The sequence below is a fragment of the Pseudomonas sp. SF2 genome (assembly GCF_036858055.1).
Classification (GTDB): Bacteria; Pseudomonadota; Gammaproteobacteria; order Pseudomonadales; family Pseudomonadaceae; genus Aquipseudomonas.
This window is the reverse complement of sequence record NZ_JAMBDI010000007.1, coordinates 310,865-326,869: the sequence shown is the minus strand read 5'-3', so window position 1 is coordinate 326,869 and position 16,005 is coordinate 310,865. Positions and strand designations below refer to the sequence as shown.

The 16,005-nt window shown below is 63.0% G+C and carries 15 protein-coding genes; 9 read left to right on the top strand and 6 right to left on the bottom strand.

From position 1 onward, the window contains the following. Positions 1-16 precede the first annotated feature (16 nt). The 8 genes from M2S36_RS05375 (at position 17) to M2S36_RS05340 (ending at position 8,911) form a co-directional block, all read left to right on the top strand. Positions 17-787: a TerC family protein gene (locus tag M2S36_RS05375; protein ID WP_207831548.1), complete on the top strand. Its 771-nt coding sequence runs from the start codon at positions 17-19 to the stop codon at positions 785-787. A 260-nt stretch (positions 788-1,047) separates the two neighbouring features. Further along, complete coding sequence (locus tag M2S36_RS05370) at positions 1,048-2,706, top strand: Na/Pi cotransporter family protein (protein ID WP_207831545.1); 1,659 nt, start codon at positions 1,048-1,050, stop codon at positions 2,704-2,706. A 30-nt stretch (positions 2,707-2,736) separates the two neighbouring features. Continuing rightward, complete coding sequence (locus M2S36_RS05365; protein WP_333956818.1) at positions 2,737-4,140, top strand: M16 family metallopeptidase; 1,404 nt, start codon at positions 2,737-2,739, stop codon at positions 4,138-4,140. Between the two features lie 150 nt (positions 4,141-4,290). After that, positions 4,291-5,313 carry a DUF5924 family protein gene (locus M2S36_RS05360; RefSeq protein WP_207831540.1) on the top strand — a complete coding sequence of 341 codons (1,023 nt, stop codon included), beginning with the start codon at positions 4,291-4,293 and terminating at the stop codon, positions 5,311-5,313. 114 nt (positions 5,314-5,427) lie between these two features. After that, positions 5,428-6,567: an ABC transporter permease gene (locus M2S36_RS05355; protein ID WP_207831538.1), complete on the top strand. Its 1,140-nt coding sequence runs from the start codon at positions 5,428-5,430 to the stop codon at positions 6,565-6,567. Then, on the top strand, positions 6,564-7,355 hold the full coding sequence (locus tag M2S36_RS05350) for an ABC transporter ATP-binding protein (RefSeq protein WP_207831536.1): 792 nt from the start codon (positions 6,564-6,566) through the stop codon (positions 7,353-7,355). The genes M2S36_RS05355 and M2S36_RS05350 overlap by 4 nt, the downstream gene beginning before the upstream one ends. Positions 7,356-7,358: 3 nt before the next feature. After that, positions 7,359-8,297: an MlaD family protein gene (locus M2S36_RS05345; RefSeq protein ID WP_207831533.1), complete on the top strand. Its 939-nt coding sequence runs from the start codon at positions 7,359-7,361 to the stop codon at positions 8,295-8,297. Then, a complete protein-coding gene (locus M2S36_RS05340; RefSeq protein WP_333956816.1) occupies positions 8,294-8,911 on the top strand; it encodes an ABC-type transport auxiliary lipoprotein family protein in 618 nt (205 codons plus the stop codon). The genes M2S36_RS05345 and M2S36_RS05340 overlap by 4 nt, the downstream gene beginning before the upstream one ends. Before the next feature lie 25 nt (positions 8,912-8,936). Here M2S36_RS05340 and M2S36_RS05335 read toward each other — a convergent pair whose 3' ends face one another. From M2S36_RS05335 to M2S36_RS05310, 6 genes are all read right to left on the bottom strand, one after another. Continuing rightward, positions 8,937-10,166, bottom strand: coding sequence for a nucleoside recognition domain-containing protein (locus M2S36_RS05335; RefSeq protein WP_063912382.1), 1,230 nt, complete (start codon positions 10,164-10,166; stop codon positions 8,937-8,939). Positions 10,167-10,404: 238 nt separating this feature from the next. Next, positions 10,405-11,733 carry a glutamate/aspartate:proton symporter GltP gene (gene gltP, locus M2S36_RS05330; protein ID WP_207831529.1) on the bottom strand — a complete coding sequence of 443 codons (1,329 nt, stop codon included), beginning with the start codon at positions 11,731-11,733 and terminating at the stop codon, positions 10,405-10,407. A 746-nt stretch (positions 11,734-12,479) separates the two neighbouring features. After that, positions 12,480-12,950: an inhibitor of vertebrate lysozyme family protein gene (locus tag M2S36_RS05325; protein ID WP_233688234.1), complete on the bottom strand. Its 471-nt coding sequence runs from the start codon at positions 12,948-12,950 to the stop codon at positions 12,480-12,482. Positions 12,951-12,952: 2 nt separating this feature from the next. After that, positions 12,953-13,114 (bottom strand): DUF1328 domain-containing protein, encoded by a 162-nt coding sequence (locus M2S36_RS05320; RefSeq protein WP_003252966.1) that lies wholly within the window; start codon positions 13,112-13,114, stop codon positions 12,953-12,955. Between the two features lie 38 nt (positions 13,115-13,152). Then, positions 13,153-13,443, bottom strand: a complete 291-nt coding sequence (locus tag M2S36_RS05315; protein WP_207831525.1) for a hypothetical protein — start codon at positions 13,441-13,443, stop codon at positions 13,153-13,155. A gap of 174 nt (positions 13,444-13,617) precedes the next feature. After that, positions 13,618-14,439, bottom strand: a complete 822-nt coding sequence (locus M2S36_RS05310) for a BON domain-containing protein (protein WP_333956813.1) — start codon at positions 14,437-14,439, stop codon at positions 13,618-13,620. A 212-nt stretch (positions 14,440-14,651) separates the two neighbouring features. On the opposite strand from M2S36_RS05310, the gene algB reads away from it, so the two are divergent. Beyond that, positions 14,652-15,998: a sigma-54-dependent response regulator transcription factor AlgB gene (algB, locus tag M2S36_RS05305; protein ID WP_207831521.1), complete on the top strand. Its 1,347-nt coding sequence runs from the start codon at positions 14,652-14,654 to the stop codon at positions 15,996-15,998. Positions 15,999-16,005 lie beyond the last annotated feature (7 nt).

Sequence of the window (16,005 nt, the reverse complement as noted above, 5' to 3'; positions counted from 1 at the left end):
GTTCGAAGGAAAACACATGGAATGGCTGACCAGCCCGGAAATCTGGGTTGCCTTTTTTACCCTTACTGCGCTTGAGATCGTCCTCGGTATCGACAACATCATCATGATCTCGATTCTGGTCAGCCGCATGCCCAAGCACATGCAGCCACGCACCCGGATCTTTGGCCTGGCCCTGGCCATGGTCACCCGTATCATGCTGTTGCTGTCGATCACCTGGGTCATGCGCCTTACCGCCGACCTGTTCGTGGTGTTTGGCCAGGGCATTTCCGGGCGTGACCTGATCCTGTTCTTTGGTGGCCTGTTCCTGCTGTGGAAAAGCTCGCAAGAGATCTACCACGGCCTGGAAGGCGAGGACGAGAACCCGGAAGAGCCGAAAGGCGCGGGTGGCAAGTTTTTCTATACCATCATCCAGATCGCCATCATCGACATCGTGTTCTCGCTGGACTCGGTGATCACGGCGGTCGGCATGGTGTCCCATGTACCGGTAATGATCGCCGCGATCATCGTCGCCGTGTTGGTGATGATGCTGTGCGCCGGCACCATCAGCGAGTTCATCGACAAGCACCCGTCGCTGAAGATGCTCGCACTGTCGTTCCTGATCGTGGTCGGTACCGTGCTGATCGCCGAAGCTTTCGACGTGCATGTGCCGAAGGGCTACGTCTACTTCGCCATGGCGTTCTCGCTGGCGGTGGAAGCCATCAACATCCGCATGCGCACCGCCCTGGCCCGCAAGAACGGCAAAGAGCATGAGCCAGTGAAACTGCGCAAGGACATTCCGGGTCAATAAGATCAGGAAGTGCAGGACACAAAGGGCCCTTCGGGGCCCTTTTTCATTCCGGCTCACTGAATTCTGCCGTTTGCTGTACTGGCCTCTTCGCGGGCACAGGCAATCATTCATTTCCCATGTGTTTCAAATCACAGACAGCCATGCGAAGCTGGCGACAGCTACGCAAAACAACTAAAGCTTTGAGTGAGCACTGAAAATTCTTCAAACGCTCACGCTTCTTCTCTTGGCCCGCTGGGCCAATGCAACAGGGGGCCGTCGCCATGCTGACCCTGCTCAACCTGCTCTCGGCCGTTACGCTTCTGGTCTGGGGCACCCACATCGTACGTACCGGCATCCTGCGGGTATTCGGCTCGAGCCTGCGGCGCATCATCGGCCAGAACATGAACAAGCGCCCGCTGGCGTTCGTCGCCGGCATTCTGGTCACGGCCATGGTGCAAAGCAGCAACGCCACTGCCATGCTGGTCACCTCGTTCGTCGGCCAGGGCCTGATGGCCATGACCCCGGCCCTGGCGATCATGCTCGGCGCCGACGTGGGTACCGCGCTGATGGCACGGGTGCTGACCCTGGACCTTTCCTGGCTGTCGCCACTGCTGATCTTCCTGGGTGTGATCTTCTTCCTCTCGCGCAAGCAGACGCGGGCTGGCCAGCTGGGCAGGGTAGGCATCGGGCTTGGCCTGATCATCCTGGCATTGGAGCTGATCGTGCAGGCAGCTACGCCGATTACCCACGCCCAGGGCGTGAAAGTGCTGTTCGCCTCGCTGACCGGCGACATCATGCTCGACGCACTGGTCGGCGCATTGTTCGCCATGATTTCCTATTCCAGCCTGGCCGCTGTGCTGCTCACCGCGACGTTGGCCGGTGCCGAGGTGATCAGCCTGCCGGTGGCCATCGGCCTGGTGGTCGGCGCCAACATCGGCAGCGGGCTGCTGGCCTTCATCAGCACCAGCATGCAAAACGCCGCCGGGCGCCGGGTGGCCCTGGGCAGCCTGCTGTACAAGCTGATCGGCCTGCTGCTGATCATCCCCGTACTGCACCCATTGGTGGGCTGGATGGACTCACTGAGCTTCAGCCCGCAGGAGCTGGTCATCGGCTTCCACCTGCTCTACAACACGCTGCGTTGCCTGATCATGCTGCCCACGGTCAAACCCATGGGCCGGCTGTGCAACGCCCTGCTGCCCGAACGGGAAAACGGCAACGGCCAGATACGCCCGCGCCACCTCGACACCTCGGCGCTGGAAACACCCAGCCTGGCCTTGGCCAACGCATCCCGCGAAACCCTGCGCCTGGGCGATATCGTCGACAGCCTGCTTGAAGCCATGCTCGGAGCCCTGCGTGGTACCCAGACTGCCTTGCCGCAGCAGGTCCGCGCTTTGGGCGAGGACGCCGAAGCCTTGTACAGCGCGATCAAGCTGTACCTGGCGCAGATGTCGCGTGAAGACCTCAGCGAACAGGACAACCGCCGCTGGGCAGAAATCATCGAGCTGGCAATCAACCTCAAGCTGGCCTGCGACCTGATCGAGCGCATGCTACGCAAGGTCCAGCAGCAGAAAACCAGCCAACGCCGGGAATTCTCCCAGGTGGGGCTGGAGGAGCTGACCGGCCTGCAGGAACAGTTGCTGGCCAACCTGCGCCTGGGCTTGTCGGTGTTCCTCAGTGCCGACCCGGAAAGCGCCCGCTTGCTGCTGCGGGAAAAACGCCGTTTTCGCGCCCAGGAACGGCGCCTTGCCCACGCCCATGTCAGCCGCCTGCAGCGCAAGGTAGTGCAAAGTATCGAGACCAGTTCGCTACACTTGGAGCTGATCGCCGACATGAAGCGGTTGAACTCTTTGTTCTGTAGCAGTGCCTATGTGGTACTGGGCGGCTCGGACACGGGCGGGCTGATGCTCGACAGCGTGCCGGACGAAGCCCGTCTGCCGTGATTTCGCCTACCTGAGGACCCGAGCTCGCCCATGCGTTGCCTGATGTTCGTTTGCCTGCTGATCTGCAGCCTGCCCTCATTCGCCCTCGACCGCTCGCGGGTTGAAGGTTACCTGTTGCCCAATGGCCTGCAGGTCATCCTGAAAAACGGCTATGAACGTGACCATGTGGCGATCCGCCTGGTGGTCGGCGTCGGCCTGGATGACTTCAATTGCGAGCAGAAAGAGCTGCCGCACCTGCTCGAACACCTGCTGTTCAGCGGCATCGACGAAACCGGCGAGGGCGGCCTGGAAGAGCGCCTGCAATCGCTGGGCGGTGAATGGAACGCCTACACCAGCAGCGCCGACACCACCTTCGTCATCGAAGCCCCGGCGCGCAACCAGCGCAAAATCCTTGACCTGCTGTTGGCGGTGATTCGTGACACCCGCATCGATGCCAAGACCCTGGCCACCGCCAAGCGCATCATCGAGCGCGAGGATGGCGGCCACTATGGCCACCTGCAGCGCTGGCTCGACCGCCAGGACATCGGCCACCCCGCCAGTGACCAGCTGGCCACCGAACTGGGCCTGAAATGCCCGGAGCGCTCCAACCTCGACGACATGACCCTGGAGCAGGTGACCACCTTGCGTGACCGCTGGTATGCGGCCAACAACATGACCCTGATCGTGGTCGGTGGTCTCGACCGCCTGCTGCCGGCCTACCTGGAGCGCACCTTTGGCGAACTGCCCGCCACCGAGCCGGAGGAACGCCGCACCCTGGAAAGCATCGGCCAGCAAGCTGAACAGCGCCGCAACCTGACCCGCGGCTGGCTGGGTGACAGCGTCAAGCTGCACTGGCTGTTCGTCGAGCCGGTGCTGGACAACGATCACCAGGCCACCCTCGACCTGCTGTCGCACTACCTGGACTGGGCGCTGTACGACCAGCTGCGCCTGCGCAACGGGCTGTCCTACGGCCCCTCGGCAAAACGCGAAAGCTTTGGCGACACAGGCCTGCTCAGCCTCAACGCCGACCTGGAGCGCGAGGACATCGACCAGGCGGTCGAGGTGATGCAGAAGTTGTTCGACCACCTGCGCAAGGAAGGCCTCGACCCGAACACCTTCGAGCGTATCAAGTACGCCAGCGTCGCCAAGGAAAGCTGGAGCACCCAGGGCAACAGCGCCTTGGCCGACTACTACTGGGGCGCGCTGAACGACTATAGCGACGGGCGTTTTGCCAACCCGGTGCGCAAGCTGCGCCAGGTCAGCCTGGCGCAGGCCAACGCGGCGCTGAAGCAGCTGCTCAAGGAAGATGGTTATGTACGTATCGAGAAGCCCTTGCTTGGCTACGATGAACTCTACGGGCTGGTTGCCTTGCTGTTGGGGCTGATCCTGGCTGCGGGGCTGTTGCGCTGGCGTCGGCATGGTCCGGAAAAGCCGAGCGGTGCTACACGCGAGTAGTGAAACGACGGTATCCTTTTGCCAGTACCGGCCTCTTCGCGGGCACGCCCGCTCCCACAAAGTGAGGTGGCAACCCGGACCCTGTGGGAGCGAGCGCGCCCGCGCGAAGAGGCCAGCACAGCCACCTCACCCATTCTGTTGTAGCCCCCAATGCCCCAAATCCCCCACATCGTCCAGCGCATCATCGAACTGCTCAAACGCTACCCCGGCATCATCGCGCTCTGCGGTTTCCTCTCCGGCATCGGTAGCTTCATCCTGGTCGACCGCCAGGCTGGCCTGGCCAGCTGGGTAGCCGTGCTCATGTTGGTCAGCTGGCTCTGGCTGATGCTGGAAAACACCCTCACCGGCCTGTTCGCGCGCACTTTCAACCGCGAAATCCCGCAGCCGCTGCTACGCTACGCTACGCAGATGATCCACCAGGAATCGCTGTTCTTCGTGCTGCCGTTCTTCTTCATCACCACCACCTGGAACAGCGGCCAGCTGGTATTCACCGGCCTGCTCGGTGCGGCCGGGCTGATTTCGATCATCGACCCGCTGTACTACAAATGGCTGGCACCGCGGCGCTGGCTGTTCCTGGCGCTGCACACCCTGACCCTGTTCGCCGCCCTGCTGACTGCGCTGCCGATCATCCTGCACCTGACCACCGCGCAAAGCTTCAAGCTGGCCCTGATCGCGGCCATGGCCCTGTCGTTCCCCAGCCTGGCCAGCAGCTTCCCGATCAACAACTGGCGCCGCGCCGTGGCCCTGGTGCTGGTCACCCTGGCGGTCGGCGGCGGGGGCTGGCTGCTGCGCTCCTGGGTACCACCGGCGACCCTGTGGATGACCGAGGTGGCGGTCAGCACCGAAGTGCTGAACCGCCAGCCGGGCGATTCGCTGCACGAAATAGCCGCCAGCCGCATCCGTAGCAGCGGCCTGTACGCCTACACCGCAATCAACGCGCCACGCGGCCTGAACGAACGGATCTACCACGTGTGGCAAAAGGACGGCCAGGAAGTCGACCGCATTGCTCTGGACATCCACGGCGGGCGCAAGGAAGGCTACCGGGCCTGGACCCACAAGCAGAACTTCCCGCCGAACCCGGTGGGCAAGTGGCAGGTGAGGGTACTGACCGAGGATGGGCAGGTCATCGGCGTGCTGCGCTTCAAGGTGATAGATGACGCGCAGGCGCAATGATTGAAAGGGGCCGCTTTGCGGCCCTCTGTCCTCAACAGACAGCACATAATCACCAAACAGCCCATGTCCGCTGCGCTATGATCAGCCCCTAAGCCTTAGCGCCGAGTCAGTAGCATGGAGCCGATGACCACCCCCAGCGCCACCCTGGACACCAGTAGCCAACCGGCCTGCCTGCGCATTACCGGTGACTGGACCCTGGCGCACTACGCCAGCCTCAAGCGTGAGAGCGAGCGCCTGCGCGCGCAGTACGCTGCCGCTGCCGATGCCGTCGCCGACCTCAGCCAACTGGGCCGCCTGGATACCGCCGGTGCCTCACTGCTGGCCGAACTGCTCGGTTCCGAACGCCTGTCACGCTGCACCCACGAGCTGCCCGACGCCAGCCGCGCACTGCTCAAGAACGTCTACTGCTCGGTGCAGGACTACTGCATACCGGTCAAGGAACCCGAGCGTAACGTGCTGCTGTTACTGCTGGAGCGCATCGGCTGCGCCGTCGGCGCCTTGTGGCAAGACACCCTGCAGGTGCTCGGCTTCGTTGGCCTGATCCTCGAAACCCTGCTGCGCCGCGCCCTGCAACCGCAGCGCTGGCGCTTCACCCCGGTGGTGGCGCACATCGAACAGACCGGCCTGGACGCCGCGCCCATCGTCGCCCTGCTGACCTTCCTGGTGGGCGCGGTGGTGGCTTTCCTCGGCGCCACGGTGCTGGCCGATTTCGGCGCGACCATCTTTACCGTGGATCTGGTGGCATTTTCGTTTCTGCGCGAGTTCGCCGTGCTGCTGACCGCCATCCTCATGGCCGGCCGCACCGCCAGCGCTTTCACCGCGCAGATCGGCTCGATGAAGGCCAACGAGGAAATCGACGCCATCCGCACCTTGGGCCTGAACCCCATGGAGCTGCTGGTGGTGCCGCGAGTACTGGCGCTGTTGATTTCGCTACCGTTGCTGACCTTCATCGCGATGATCTGCGGCATCGTCGGCGGCGCGGTGGTGTGCGCGCTGACACTGGACATCTCGCCAGCCATGTTCCTGTCGCTGCTACAAAGTGACATCGGCGTGCAGCACTTCCTGGTCGGCCTGGCCAAGGCACCGTTCTTCGCCTTTCTGATCGCTTCCATCGGCTGCCTGGAGGGCTTCAAGGTCAGCGGCAGCGCCGAATCGGTAGGGGCGCACACCACCTCGGCGGTGGTGCAGTCGATATTCGTGGTCATCGTGCTGGACGCGGTGGCCGCCCTGTTCTTCATGGAGATGGGCTGGTGAGTGGTCAGGAACGCGTGATCGAGGCCCGCGGCATCTGCAATCGCTTCGGCCGCCAGAGCGTCCACGAAAATCTCGACCTTGACCTGTACCGCGGCGAGATCCTCGCCGTGGTCGGCGGGTCGGGCAGCGGCAAATCGGTGCTGTTGCGCAGTATCATCGGCCTGCGGCGGCCCGACGAAGGGCAGATCAAGGTGTTCGGCCAGGACTTGGCCGGCCTGCGCGAAGAGCAGCGCTCACTGGTCGAGCGGCGCTTCGGCGTGCTGTTCCAGAAGGGCGCACTGTTCTCTTCTCTGACTGTCACCGAAAACGTGGCATTGCCGCTGATCGAGCACGCCGGGCTGTCCCGCGCCGATGCCGAGCACCTGGCCGGAGTGAAGCTGGCCCTGGCGGGGCTGCCGATCTCGGCCGCCGACAAATACCCGGCCTCGCTGTCGGGGGGTATGATCAAGCGTGCCGCGCTGGCTCGGGCCTTGGCACTGGACCCTGACATTCTGTTCCTCGACGAACCCACCGCCGGCCTGGACCCGATCGGCGCCGCCGCCTTCGACCAGTTGATCCTGACCCTGCGTGATGCCCTGGGCTTGTCGGTGTTCCTCATCACCCACGACCTCGACACCCTGTACACCATCACTGACCGCATCGCCGTGCTGTCACAGAAGAAGGTCCTGGTGGCCGGCCCGCTTGCCGAGGTCGAGCAGACCAACGACACCTGGATTCAAGAATACTTTCATGGCCCACGCGGGCGCGCAGCCGAGCAGGCCGCTACCCGTGCCGGGCAGGAGCGCTGAGCAATGGAAACCCGAGCCCATCACGTTCTTATCGGCCTGGTCACCGTCCTGGTGGTGGCCGGTGCCATGCTGTTCGGCCTGTGGCTGGCCAAGTCCAGTGTCGACGATGCCTTCAAGGACTACGAAGTGGTGTTCAACGAAGCGGTCTCCGGCCTGTCCCGCGGCAGCCCGGTGCAGTACAACGGCATCAAGGTGGGCGACGTGTCTACCCTGCGCCTGGACCCGAAGGACCCGCGCCGGGTACTGGCACGGGTGCGCCTGAGTGCCGACACTCCGGTAAAGGAAGACACCCAGGCCAAGCTGACCCTGGCCGGCGTGACCGGCAACTCGTTCATCCAGCTCAGCGGCGGTACCCCGCAAAGCCCAGAGCTGAAAGGCAAGGACGGCAAACTGCCGGTGATCATCGCCTCGCCCTCGCCGATTTCGCGCCTGCTCAATGACAGCAGCGACCTGGTGACCAACATCAACCTGCTGCTGCACAACGCCAACCAGATGTTCTCCGAAGACAACATTGGTCACCTCAGCAACACCTTGGCCAACCTCGACAAGACCACCGGTGCCTTCGCCGGCCAGCACGGCAGCATCGCCCAGGCCATCGAACAACTGGTGCAAGTGGGCAAGCAGGCCAGCGCCACCCTGGCCGAAACCCAGGCACTGATGCGCAACGCCAACGGCCTGCTGGGCAGCGAAGGCAAGCAGGCGATCGGCAGCGCCGAGCAGGCCATGCAGTCGCTGGCCGAGAGCACCGCCACCATCAACCGCCTGCTCCAGGAAAACCACGAAGCCATCGGCGACGGTGCCCAGGGTCTGAACCAGCTGACCCCGGCGATTCGCGAATTGCGCGAAACCCTCAACGCACTCAAAGGCATTTCCCGGCAACTGGAGGCCGACCCTGGCGGTTACCTGCTCGGCCGCGACAACAACAAGGAGTTCCAGCCATGAAACCGTCGCTGCACCTGCTGGCCCTGGCGGCCGCGCTGAGCCTGGCCAGTGCCTGCTCGATCCTGCCGCAGAGCGAACCCGTCGACCTGTACCGCCTGCCGGTGAGCCAGCCCAGCCGCACGGTGCCGGCGCTGGACTGGTCATTGCGCCTGAACAAGCCGCTGGCCAGCGACGTGCTGGCCGGGCCACGAATTGCCGTGATTCCCCAGGGCGATGTGGTCAGCAGCTACAAGGGCGCGCGCTGGAGCGATGCAGTGCCGGTGCTGCTGCGCAACCGCCTGCTCGACGGCTTCCAGCGTGACGGCCAGGTACAACGCCTGAGCGCCGACGACAGCAACCTGCAAGCCGACTACGAGCTGGCTGGCGAGCTGCAGGCGTTCCAGACCGAATACCACGCGGGCGGGGCAGTGGAGGTGGTGATCCGCTATGACGCACGCCTGGTCCAGGGCCGCAACCAGCGTATTCTGGCCAGCAAACGCTTCGAAATCCGCCAGCCGCTGGCCGACAAGCAGGTGTCAGCGGTGGTTGCCGGCTTCGGCAAGGCCTGCGACCAGCTGACCGGGCAGGTGGTGAGTTGGACCATTGCGCAAGCAGCCAGCGTTCCGGCTCACTGACCCCTGCCTGCTTTTTGTGGGAGCGTCAGGCGAAGAACCAGTAGCAGACGAAGATCGCCGCGATCACCCCGGACAATTCCGCCAGCAATGCGCACCCGACCGCGTGACGCACCCGCTGGATACCCACGGCACCAAAGTACACCGCCAGCACGTAGAAGGTGGTTTCGGTACTGCCCTGAATCGTCGCTGCCACCAGCGCCGGGAAGCTGTCCACGCCATGGGTCTGCATGGTCTCGATCAGCATCGCCCGCGCCGCGCTGCCGGAGAACGGCTTGACCAGCGCCGTGGGCAGGCCCTCGACGAAGCGGGTGTCCAGGCCGAGCCAGGTCACCGCATGGCGGATACCGTCCAGGGCCAGTTCCAGGGCGCCTGAAGCCCGCAGCACACCCACCGCCACCAGCATCGCCACCAGGTAAGGCAACAGGCCCTTGGCCACGTCGAAGCCTTCCTTGGCGCCTTCGACAAAGGCTTCATACACCTTCACCCGCTTCAAGGCACCGACCACCAGGAACAGGATGATCACGCCAAACAACGTGAGGTTGCCCAGGATCGACGACAGGCTGGCCAGCGCGGCCGCCGACAGGGTGCCGAGGAAGGCCATGAACCCACCTAGCAACAGGGCCCCCGGGATCAGGTAGGCGAGCACTACCGGGTCCCATAGGCGCAGGCGCTGCATCACCGCCACCGACAGCAGGCCGACCAGGGTCGAGACGCTGGTGGCCAGCAGGATCGGCAGGAACACCATGGTCGGGTCCGCCGCACCTTGCTGGGCCCGGTACATGAAGATGGTCACCGGCAGCAAGGTCAGCGACGAGGCGTTGAGCACCAGGAACAGGATCTGCGCATTGCTCGCCGTGGTGCTGCTGGGGTTCAGCTCCTGCAGCGCGCGCATGGCCTTCAGGCCGATCGGCGTGGCGGCGTTATCCAGGCCCAGGCCGTTGGCGGCGAAGTTCATGGTGATCAGGCCCAGGGCCGGGTGGCCGGGTGGCACTTCCGGCATCAGCCGGGCAAACAGCGGGCCCAGCACCTTGGCCAGCCACTCGACGATGCCCGCTTTCTCGGCGATCTTGAGAAAGCCCAGCCACAGGGTCAGCGTGCCGAACAGCAGCACCATCACCTCGACCGACAGCTTGGCCATGGCGAATATGCTCTCGACCATCGCCGCGAAGATGCCGGCGTTGCCGCCTACCAGCCATTGGGCCAGGGCAGACACTGCCGCCACCAGGAAAAAGCCAAGCCAAAGGCCGTTGAGCATCCGTGTGTTCCCCCTGAAAAATGCCCGAATGATAGCGTATCGGGGCGCATGGCTGGAGACCGCAGGCGAGGGCTGCGCCCTCGTATCGCGACACAAGGCCGCTCCCACAGAGCTCGCTATACGCCGGCCATTGTGGGAGCGGCCTTGCGTCGCGAAAGGGCCGCAAAGCGGCCCCAGGATCTCGCAGGCAACAAAAAGCCCCGACAAGTCGGGGCTCTTGGTCATGCAGCAGTCAGGCTCAGCGCTTGGCGGTTTCGCCAACCATGGACGCTTCCTGCTTGCCGGCCATCAGCGAGGCGTAGTACTTCTCGCCCTTGGCGGCGTCGTACATGCCCTCCCAGCGAGCGATGACCAGGGCTGCCAGGGCATTGCCCACAACGTTCAGGGCGGTACGGGCCATGTCCATGATGCGGTCGACACCGGCGATAAAGGCCAGGCCTTCCAGCGGGATGCCCACGCTGCCCAGGGTGGCCAGCAGGACCACGAAGGAAACACCCGGTACGCCAGCGATACCTTTGGAAGTGACCATCAGGGTCAGCACCAGCAGCAACTGCTGGCTCCACGACAGGTCGATACCGTACAGCTGGGCAATGAAGATGGCCGCAATGCTCTGGTACAGGGTCGAGCCGTCGAGGTTGAACGAGTAGCCGGTCGGTACCACGAACGAGCAGATCGACTTCGGTGCACCGTATTTCTCCATCTTCTCGATCACGCGCGGCAGCACGGTCTCCGAGCTGGAGGTGGAGTAGGCAAGGATCAGCTCATCTTTCATGATGCGCATGATCTTGATCACCGAGAAGCCGAACAGGCGGGCAACCAGGCCCAGCACCATGAAGGCGAAGAAGGCGATGGCGAAGTACACCAGCAGCACCAGCTTGGCCAGCGGCAGCAGCGAGCTGAAACCGAAGTTGGCGACGGTCACGGCGATCAGGGCGAACACGCCGATCGGAGCGTAGTTCATGATCATGTGGGTGACCTTGAACATGGTCTCGGAAACCGCCTGGAAGGTACGCACCAGAGGGTCGCGCAGCTCTGCCTGCAGGCTCGACAGGCCCAGGCCGAACATCACCGAGAAGAAGATGATCGGCAGCATTTCGCCACGCATCAGCGCTGCGAAGATGTTCGACGGGATCAGGTTCAGCAGGGTTTCGATGAACGCGTGCTCATGCTGCACTTCGGCCGCGGTGGCCTGGTACTTGGAGATGTCCACGGTACCCAGGGTGCTCATGTCGATGCCGGCGCCCGGGTGGAACAGGTTGGCCAACACCAGGCCGACGACGATGGCGATGGTGGTAACCACTTCGAAGTAGATGATGGTCTTCAGGCCGATGCTGCCAAGTTTCTTCGCGTCGCCAACCCCGGCGATACCCACGATCAGCGACGAAATCACGATCGGGACGACGATCATCTTGATCAGGCGAATGAAGATGTCACCAGCGGGCTGGAGGACGTTGCTGATCCACCATGCCTTTTCTGCACTGAAATGATTCAGTAGAGCGCCGATTGCAACACCCAGGACCAGACCGATGACGATCTGCCAGGCGAGGCTCAGTTTTGCCTTCTTCATGTCTTTACCCTTTGTTCTAGTGGTCATGGCCACCCGACGGAAACGCGCGTTACAGAGCCGTTGGCTAGGTCACGAGCAGCAGATGCTTCCGTCCGGCGACTTCATGTAAGGACACCGCAGGCGAGCGACAGGGCGCTCGGGCCAGCGAAAAAGGCGGCAACTATTGCGATGGCAAAGGGGGAAATCTAATGCCGGAAGCGCATAGCCCATGCCGTTTATGCATAACATTTCTGACCAAACCAGAAGGTTCGCAAGTGCTTGATTTACAACGTTCGGAATCCCGAACAAGACCAACCCGCCATATTTAGGCAGATTTGGCAGAGTGGAAAGGGCAAGGAAGATGGCCTGTTCGACAATCCGAATGGCTGAAATGCCACTTGTACAAGCACCGGGTTGGTCGAAAAAAAATGGATGTACGGTCGAGACAAAATGTGTCTCGAAGAGGAAATCGCGCAGGGGAAGAGACGTTTCCTACATGGCTCCTCGGAAGTCAGGTCTGGTCAGGTGCCCCTATGACACCGCCGACCTGAAACTTCCGATTCCGCCTTTCCTGACCCGGCCCATTGCTGGAGGCACTCCCTGTACCCCTAGGCCACTCCGATCCTGCAACAATCAGAACAGCCCGGCCCCTTGGTCATGCGCTGCCCCTCCTCGGGGCGGCGCATCATAGAAGCCTGAAATATAGAAAGGTTCAGCTTCTATTACGTGACAGTGCATGACTTTTCATCCGTACCGGGTGCAAACCCTCAGTACCAGTTCGGGTCACGCTTTAGCTGCTCCTTCAACATCGCCTTCATGCCGTCGTCCGGCTCACCCAGCCAGCGGTACTGCGCATGGCGGGTGGGCGACTTGTCGTTCGGCAAACCTTCGGGTACCTCCACGAGCATCCCGTAGGCATCGTCCTTGTCCCAGCTGAACGCCACGATCAGGCGCTTGTAGGTGCAGTTGTCCTGGCCTTCGCACAACGGGCCGACGAGGTACTTGTCGCCGTCTTCGGTAACGGCGGACATCTGCTGCTGGGCACTGCCGGTCAGATTGACCACCCAATCGGGCAGGCGTTCCTCGCCTTTGATCGTGTCCTGCCAGGTTTCCCGGTACTCCGGGTCCGAACCGAGCAGCTGGTCGACCCGGACCTGGCCGTCATTGGCCGCCATCGCCACCGCGCTGCCACCCAGTAACAGGGCGGCAGCCAGGGCTGTCCAACGCTTACTGCCCATCTTCAACCTCGTCCACGTCCAAAGAAGAAAGAGGCCACGAACAGCACCAGGAAGACAATGAACAGAATCTTCGCGATACCCGTGGCAGCGCCCGCGATACCACCGAAGCCCAGTACGGCAGCGACAATGGCGATGATGAGGAAAGTGATAGCCCAGCTCAGCATGGTGGTTCTCCTTTCTTTATCGAAATCGGTCCGGCGAGTCAGAACACCCAGCGGTCCTGGGGTACGACATTTTCCAGGGTGCCCGGGGAGGCAGTGGCCTGGCCGGAAGGCAGCGGGTCGGCGGCCCTGACCAGAGTGTTGGCACGGGTTGCCTGAATCTGCGTCAACAGGGCGGTCTGCGCCGCCACTTGCTCGGCCAGGCGCGCGGTCTGCCAGCTGTAATAGAAGAGGCCAGCGGCCAAGGTCAGCAACAGCGCCAGGCCGAGTGACAGCATCTGGCGCAGGGGCAGTGCGGCGTTCTGCAAGCGGTTGACGGATTGGCGGTTCATGCCTGCTCCTCCTGCTGTAGTTCTTGTTCAAACCTGAACAGGTAACTGCAGCCTGCATGCCAGCCTTTTTCTTCCAATAAAATTCTTTTAAATCAGATAGTTATGGAAATACGGCAAACCCGGCAAGGACGTATCCTGCACGATGCCGCCCGGGTCGTCGTGCGAATTGCACGATCAGCCCTCGACCTTGGTCGCCACCTTGAGCAGGTCGGCATCCACCCCACGCACGCCGATGATCTGCCGGGCGATCTCCACGGCTATGGTTTTCTGCTCGCTGCTGACCACCTCGCCCGAAAGCCGCACCAAACCCTCTTCGCTGGCCACTTTCAGGTTCGGGCCATCGAGATTGCGGCTGAAGCGGTAGCTGTTCTGGATCTTGTCGATAATCCAGCTGTCACTCGGTTGCGGCCCGGTCGGCGCGCCCACCGGGACTTCCCGGGCCTTGGCCATGGCGGCGGTATCGAGGCTGACCAGGTTGTTGACCAGGTGCACACCCTCGGTAGTACGCGCCACCACCCCGGCCAGCTCCTTGGCCTCGGCGCTGTCGACCTTGCCGCGCAGGGTCACCACACCTTCGCTGCTCTGTACATCTATAGGCGCCTTCTCGGTGGCGCGGCTCCATAGCAGCCGCGCACGGATCACCGCGGCCAGGGTGGCATCCTCCAGGCGCTGGGCGTAGGCACGCAGCGCCAGCGGGCGCTCCACCAGCGGGGCATCGACCCGCAGCTGGTTGTCCACCTGCTCGATGCCACGGGTTGCCAAGGCCACATGCTCGGCCAACTGGCGTTCGACTTCGTTCTCCACCTCACCGGAAAGCCGCGCCTGCTTGCCGTTCACCTCGACCTCGATACGAAATGGGTCAAGCATGCGGTTCAGCGACAGGGCCGTTTGCAGTGCCCCCTCCAGGCGGGCGTCCTGCACCGGGCCGGCGAATGCCAGGGTGAAAACCGGCAGCAAGGTGGCGGCCAACACGGCGGCGCGAATGGAAAAAGACATGGCAGTGCCTCCTTTTGTAGAGCAAAAGCTAAAATTCCTCGCAACCAATGTGCCACCGTAGACCTCTAAGGAAATCATCGGGATATCGCAGCCTCCAGGCGTTGATTGGCCATTGGCTAGCATGCAAAGCACGGGCTCCTTCACAATTGACCATGCAACTTGCCCGATTTTTCCCACACTAAATGAAGATCTATCCTTAAGGAGCGCAGCACATGGAGTCAGCCCCGGATAACCAAGGCCGCATTCTGCTGGTGGATGACGAGTCCGCGATCCTGCGCACCTTCCGCTACTGCCTGGAAGACGAAGGCTATAGCGTGTCCACGGCCAACAGCGCCGCCCAGGCCGAAACCCTGCTGCAGCGCCAGGTATTCGACCTGTGCTTCCTTGATTTGCGCCTAGGCGAAGACAACGGCCTCGATGTGCTGGCGCAGATGCGTATCCAGGCGCCCTGGATGCGAGTAGTGATTGTCACCGCGCACTCGGCGATCGACACGGCGGTGGACGCGATCCAGGCCGGTGCCGCCGATTACCTGGTCAAGCCGTGCAGCCCCGACCAGCTGCGCCTGGCTACGGCCAAGCAGCTGGAAGTGCGCCAGCTTTCCGCTCGCCTGGAGGCCCTGGAAGGTGAGGTTCGCAAACCCAAAGACGGCCTCGACTCGCACAGCCCGGCCATGATGGCGGTGCTGGAAACCGCCCGCCAGGTCGCCACCACCGACGCCAACATCCTCATCCTGGGCGAGTCGGGCACAGGTAAAGGTGAGCTGGCCCGAGCCATCCATGGCTGGAGCAAGCGCGCGCGCAAAGCCTGCGTGACCATCAACTGCCCGTCGCTGAACGCCGAGCTGATGGAAAGCGAGTTGTTCGGCCACACCCGCGGCGCCTTCACCGGTGCCAGCGAAAGCACCCTGGGGCGAGTCAGCCAGGCTGATGGGGGCACGCTGTTCCTCGACGAAATCGGCGATTTCCCACTGACCTTGCAGCCCAAACTGTTGCGCTTCATCCAGGACAAGGAATACGAGCGCGTCGGCGACCCGGTCACCCGCCGCGCCGATGTGCGTATCCTCGCCGCCACCAACCTCAACCTCGAAGAGATGGTGCGCGAAAGCCGCTTCCGCGAAGACCTGCTGTATCGCCTGAACGTCATCACCTTGCACCTGCCGCCCCTGCGCGAGCGCAGTGAAGACATCCTGACGCTGGCAGATCGCTTTCTCGCCCGCTTCGTCAAGGAATACGCCCGGCCTGCCCGTGGCTTCAGTGACGAAGCCCGCACGGCCCTGCTCAACTACCGCTGGCCCGGCAACATTCGAGAATTGCGCAACGTGGTGGAGCGGGCCAGCATCATCTGCCCGCAGGAACGTGTGGAAATCAGCCACCTGGGCATGGGCGAACAGCCTGCAAGCAACGCCCCGCGCGTCGGCGCCGCGCTGAGCCTGGATGAGCTGGAACGCGCCCACATCGGCGCGGTGCTGGCCGCCAGCGACACCCTGGACCAGGCCGCCAAGACCCTGGGGATCGATGCCTCCACCCTGTACCGCAAACGTAAGCAGTACAACCTGTGAGGTGGCC

Bases quoted from the DNA above. Each gene is read 5' to 3' on its own strand.
- M2S36_RS05375 (WP_207831548.1), top strand. From the start codon at position 17: ATGGAATGGCTGACCAGCCCGGAAATCTGGGTTGCCTTTTTTACCCTT.
- M2S36_RS05370 (WP_207831545.1), top strand. From the start codon at position 1,048: ATGCTGACCCTGCTCAACCTGCTCTCGGCCGTTACGCTTCTGGTCTGG.
- M2S36_RS05365 (WP_333956818.1), top strand. From the start codon at position 2,737: ATGCGTTGCCTGATGTTCGTTTGCCTGCTGATCTGCAGCCTGCCCTCA.
- M2S36_RS05360 (WP_207831540.1), top strand. From the start codon at position 4,291: ATGCCCCAAATCCCCCACATCGTCCAGCGCATCATCGAACTGCTCAAA.
- M2S36_RS05355 (WP_207831538.1), top strand. From the start codon at position 5,428: ATGGAGCCGATGACCACCCCCAGCGCCACCCTGGACACCAGTAGCCAA.
- M2S36_RS05345 (WP_207831533.1), top strand. From the start codon at position 7,359: ATGGAAACCCGAGCCCATCACGTTCTTATCGGCCTGGTCACCGTCCTG.
- M2S36_RS05340 (WP_333956816.1), top strand. From the start codon at position 8,294: ATGAAACCGTCGCTGCACCTGCTGGCCCTGGCGGCCGCGCTGAGCCTG.
- M2S36_RS05335 (WP_063912382.1), bottom strand. From the start codon at position 10,166: ATGCTCAACGGCCTTTGGCTTGGCTTTTTCCTGGTGGCGGCAGTGTCT.
- gltP (WP_207831529.1), bottom strand. From the start codon at position 11,733: ATGAAGAAGGCAAAACTGAGCCTCGCCTGGCAGATCGTCATCGGTCTG.
- M2S36_RS05325 (WP_233688234.1), bottom strand. From the start codon at position 12,950: ATGGGCAGTAAGCGTTGGACAGCCCTGGCTGCCGCCCTGTTACTGGGT.
- M2S36_RS05320 (WP_003252966.1), bottom strand. From the start codon at position 13,114: ATGCTGAGCTGGGCTATCACTTTCCTCATCATCGCCATTGTCGCTGCC.
- M2S36_RS05315 (WP_207831525.1), bottom strand. From the start codon at position 13,443: ATGAACCGCCAATCCGTCAACCGCTTGCAGAACGCCGCACTGCCCCTG.
- M2S36_RS05310 (WP_333956813.1), bottom strand. From the start codon at position 14,439: ATGTCTTTTTCCATTCGCGCCGCCGTGTTGGCCGCCACCTTGCTGCCG.
- algB (WP_207831521.1), top strand. From the start codon at position 14,652: ATGGAGTCAGCCCCGGATAACCAAGGCCGCATTCTGCTGGTGGATGAC.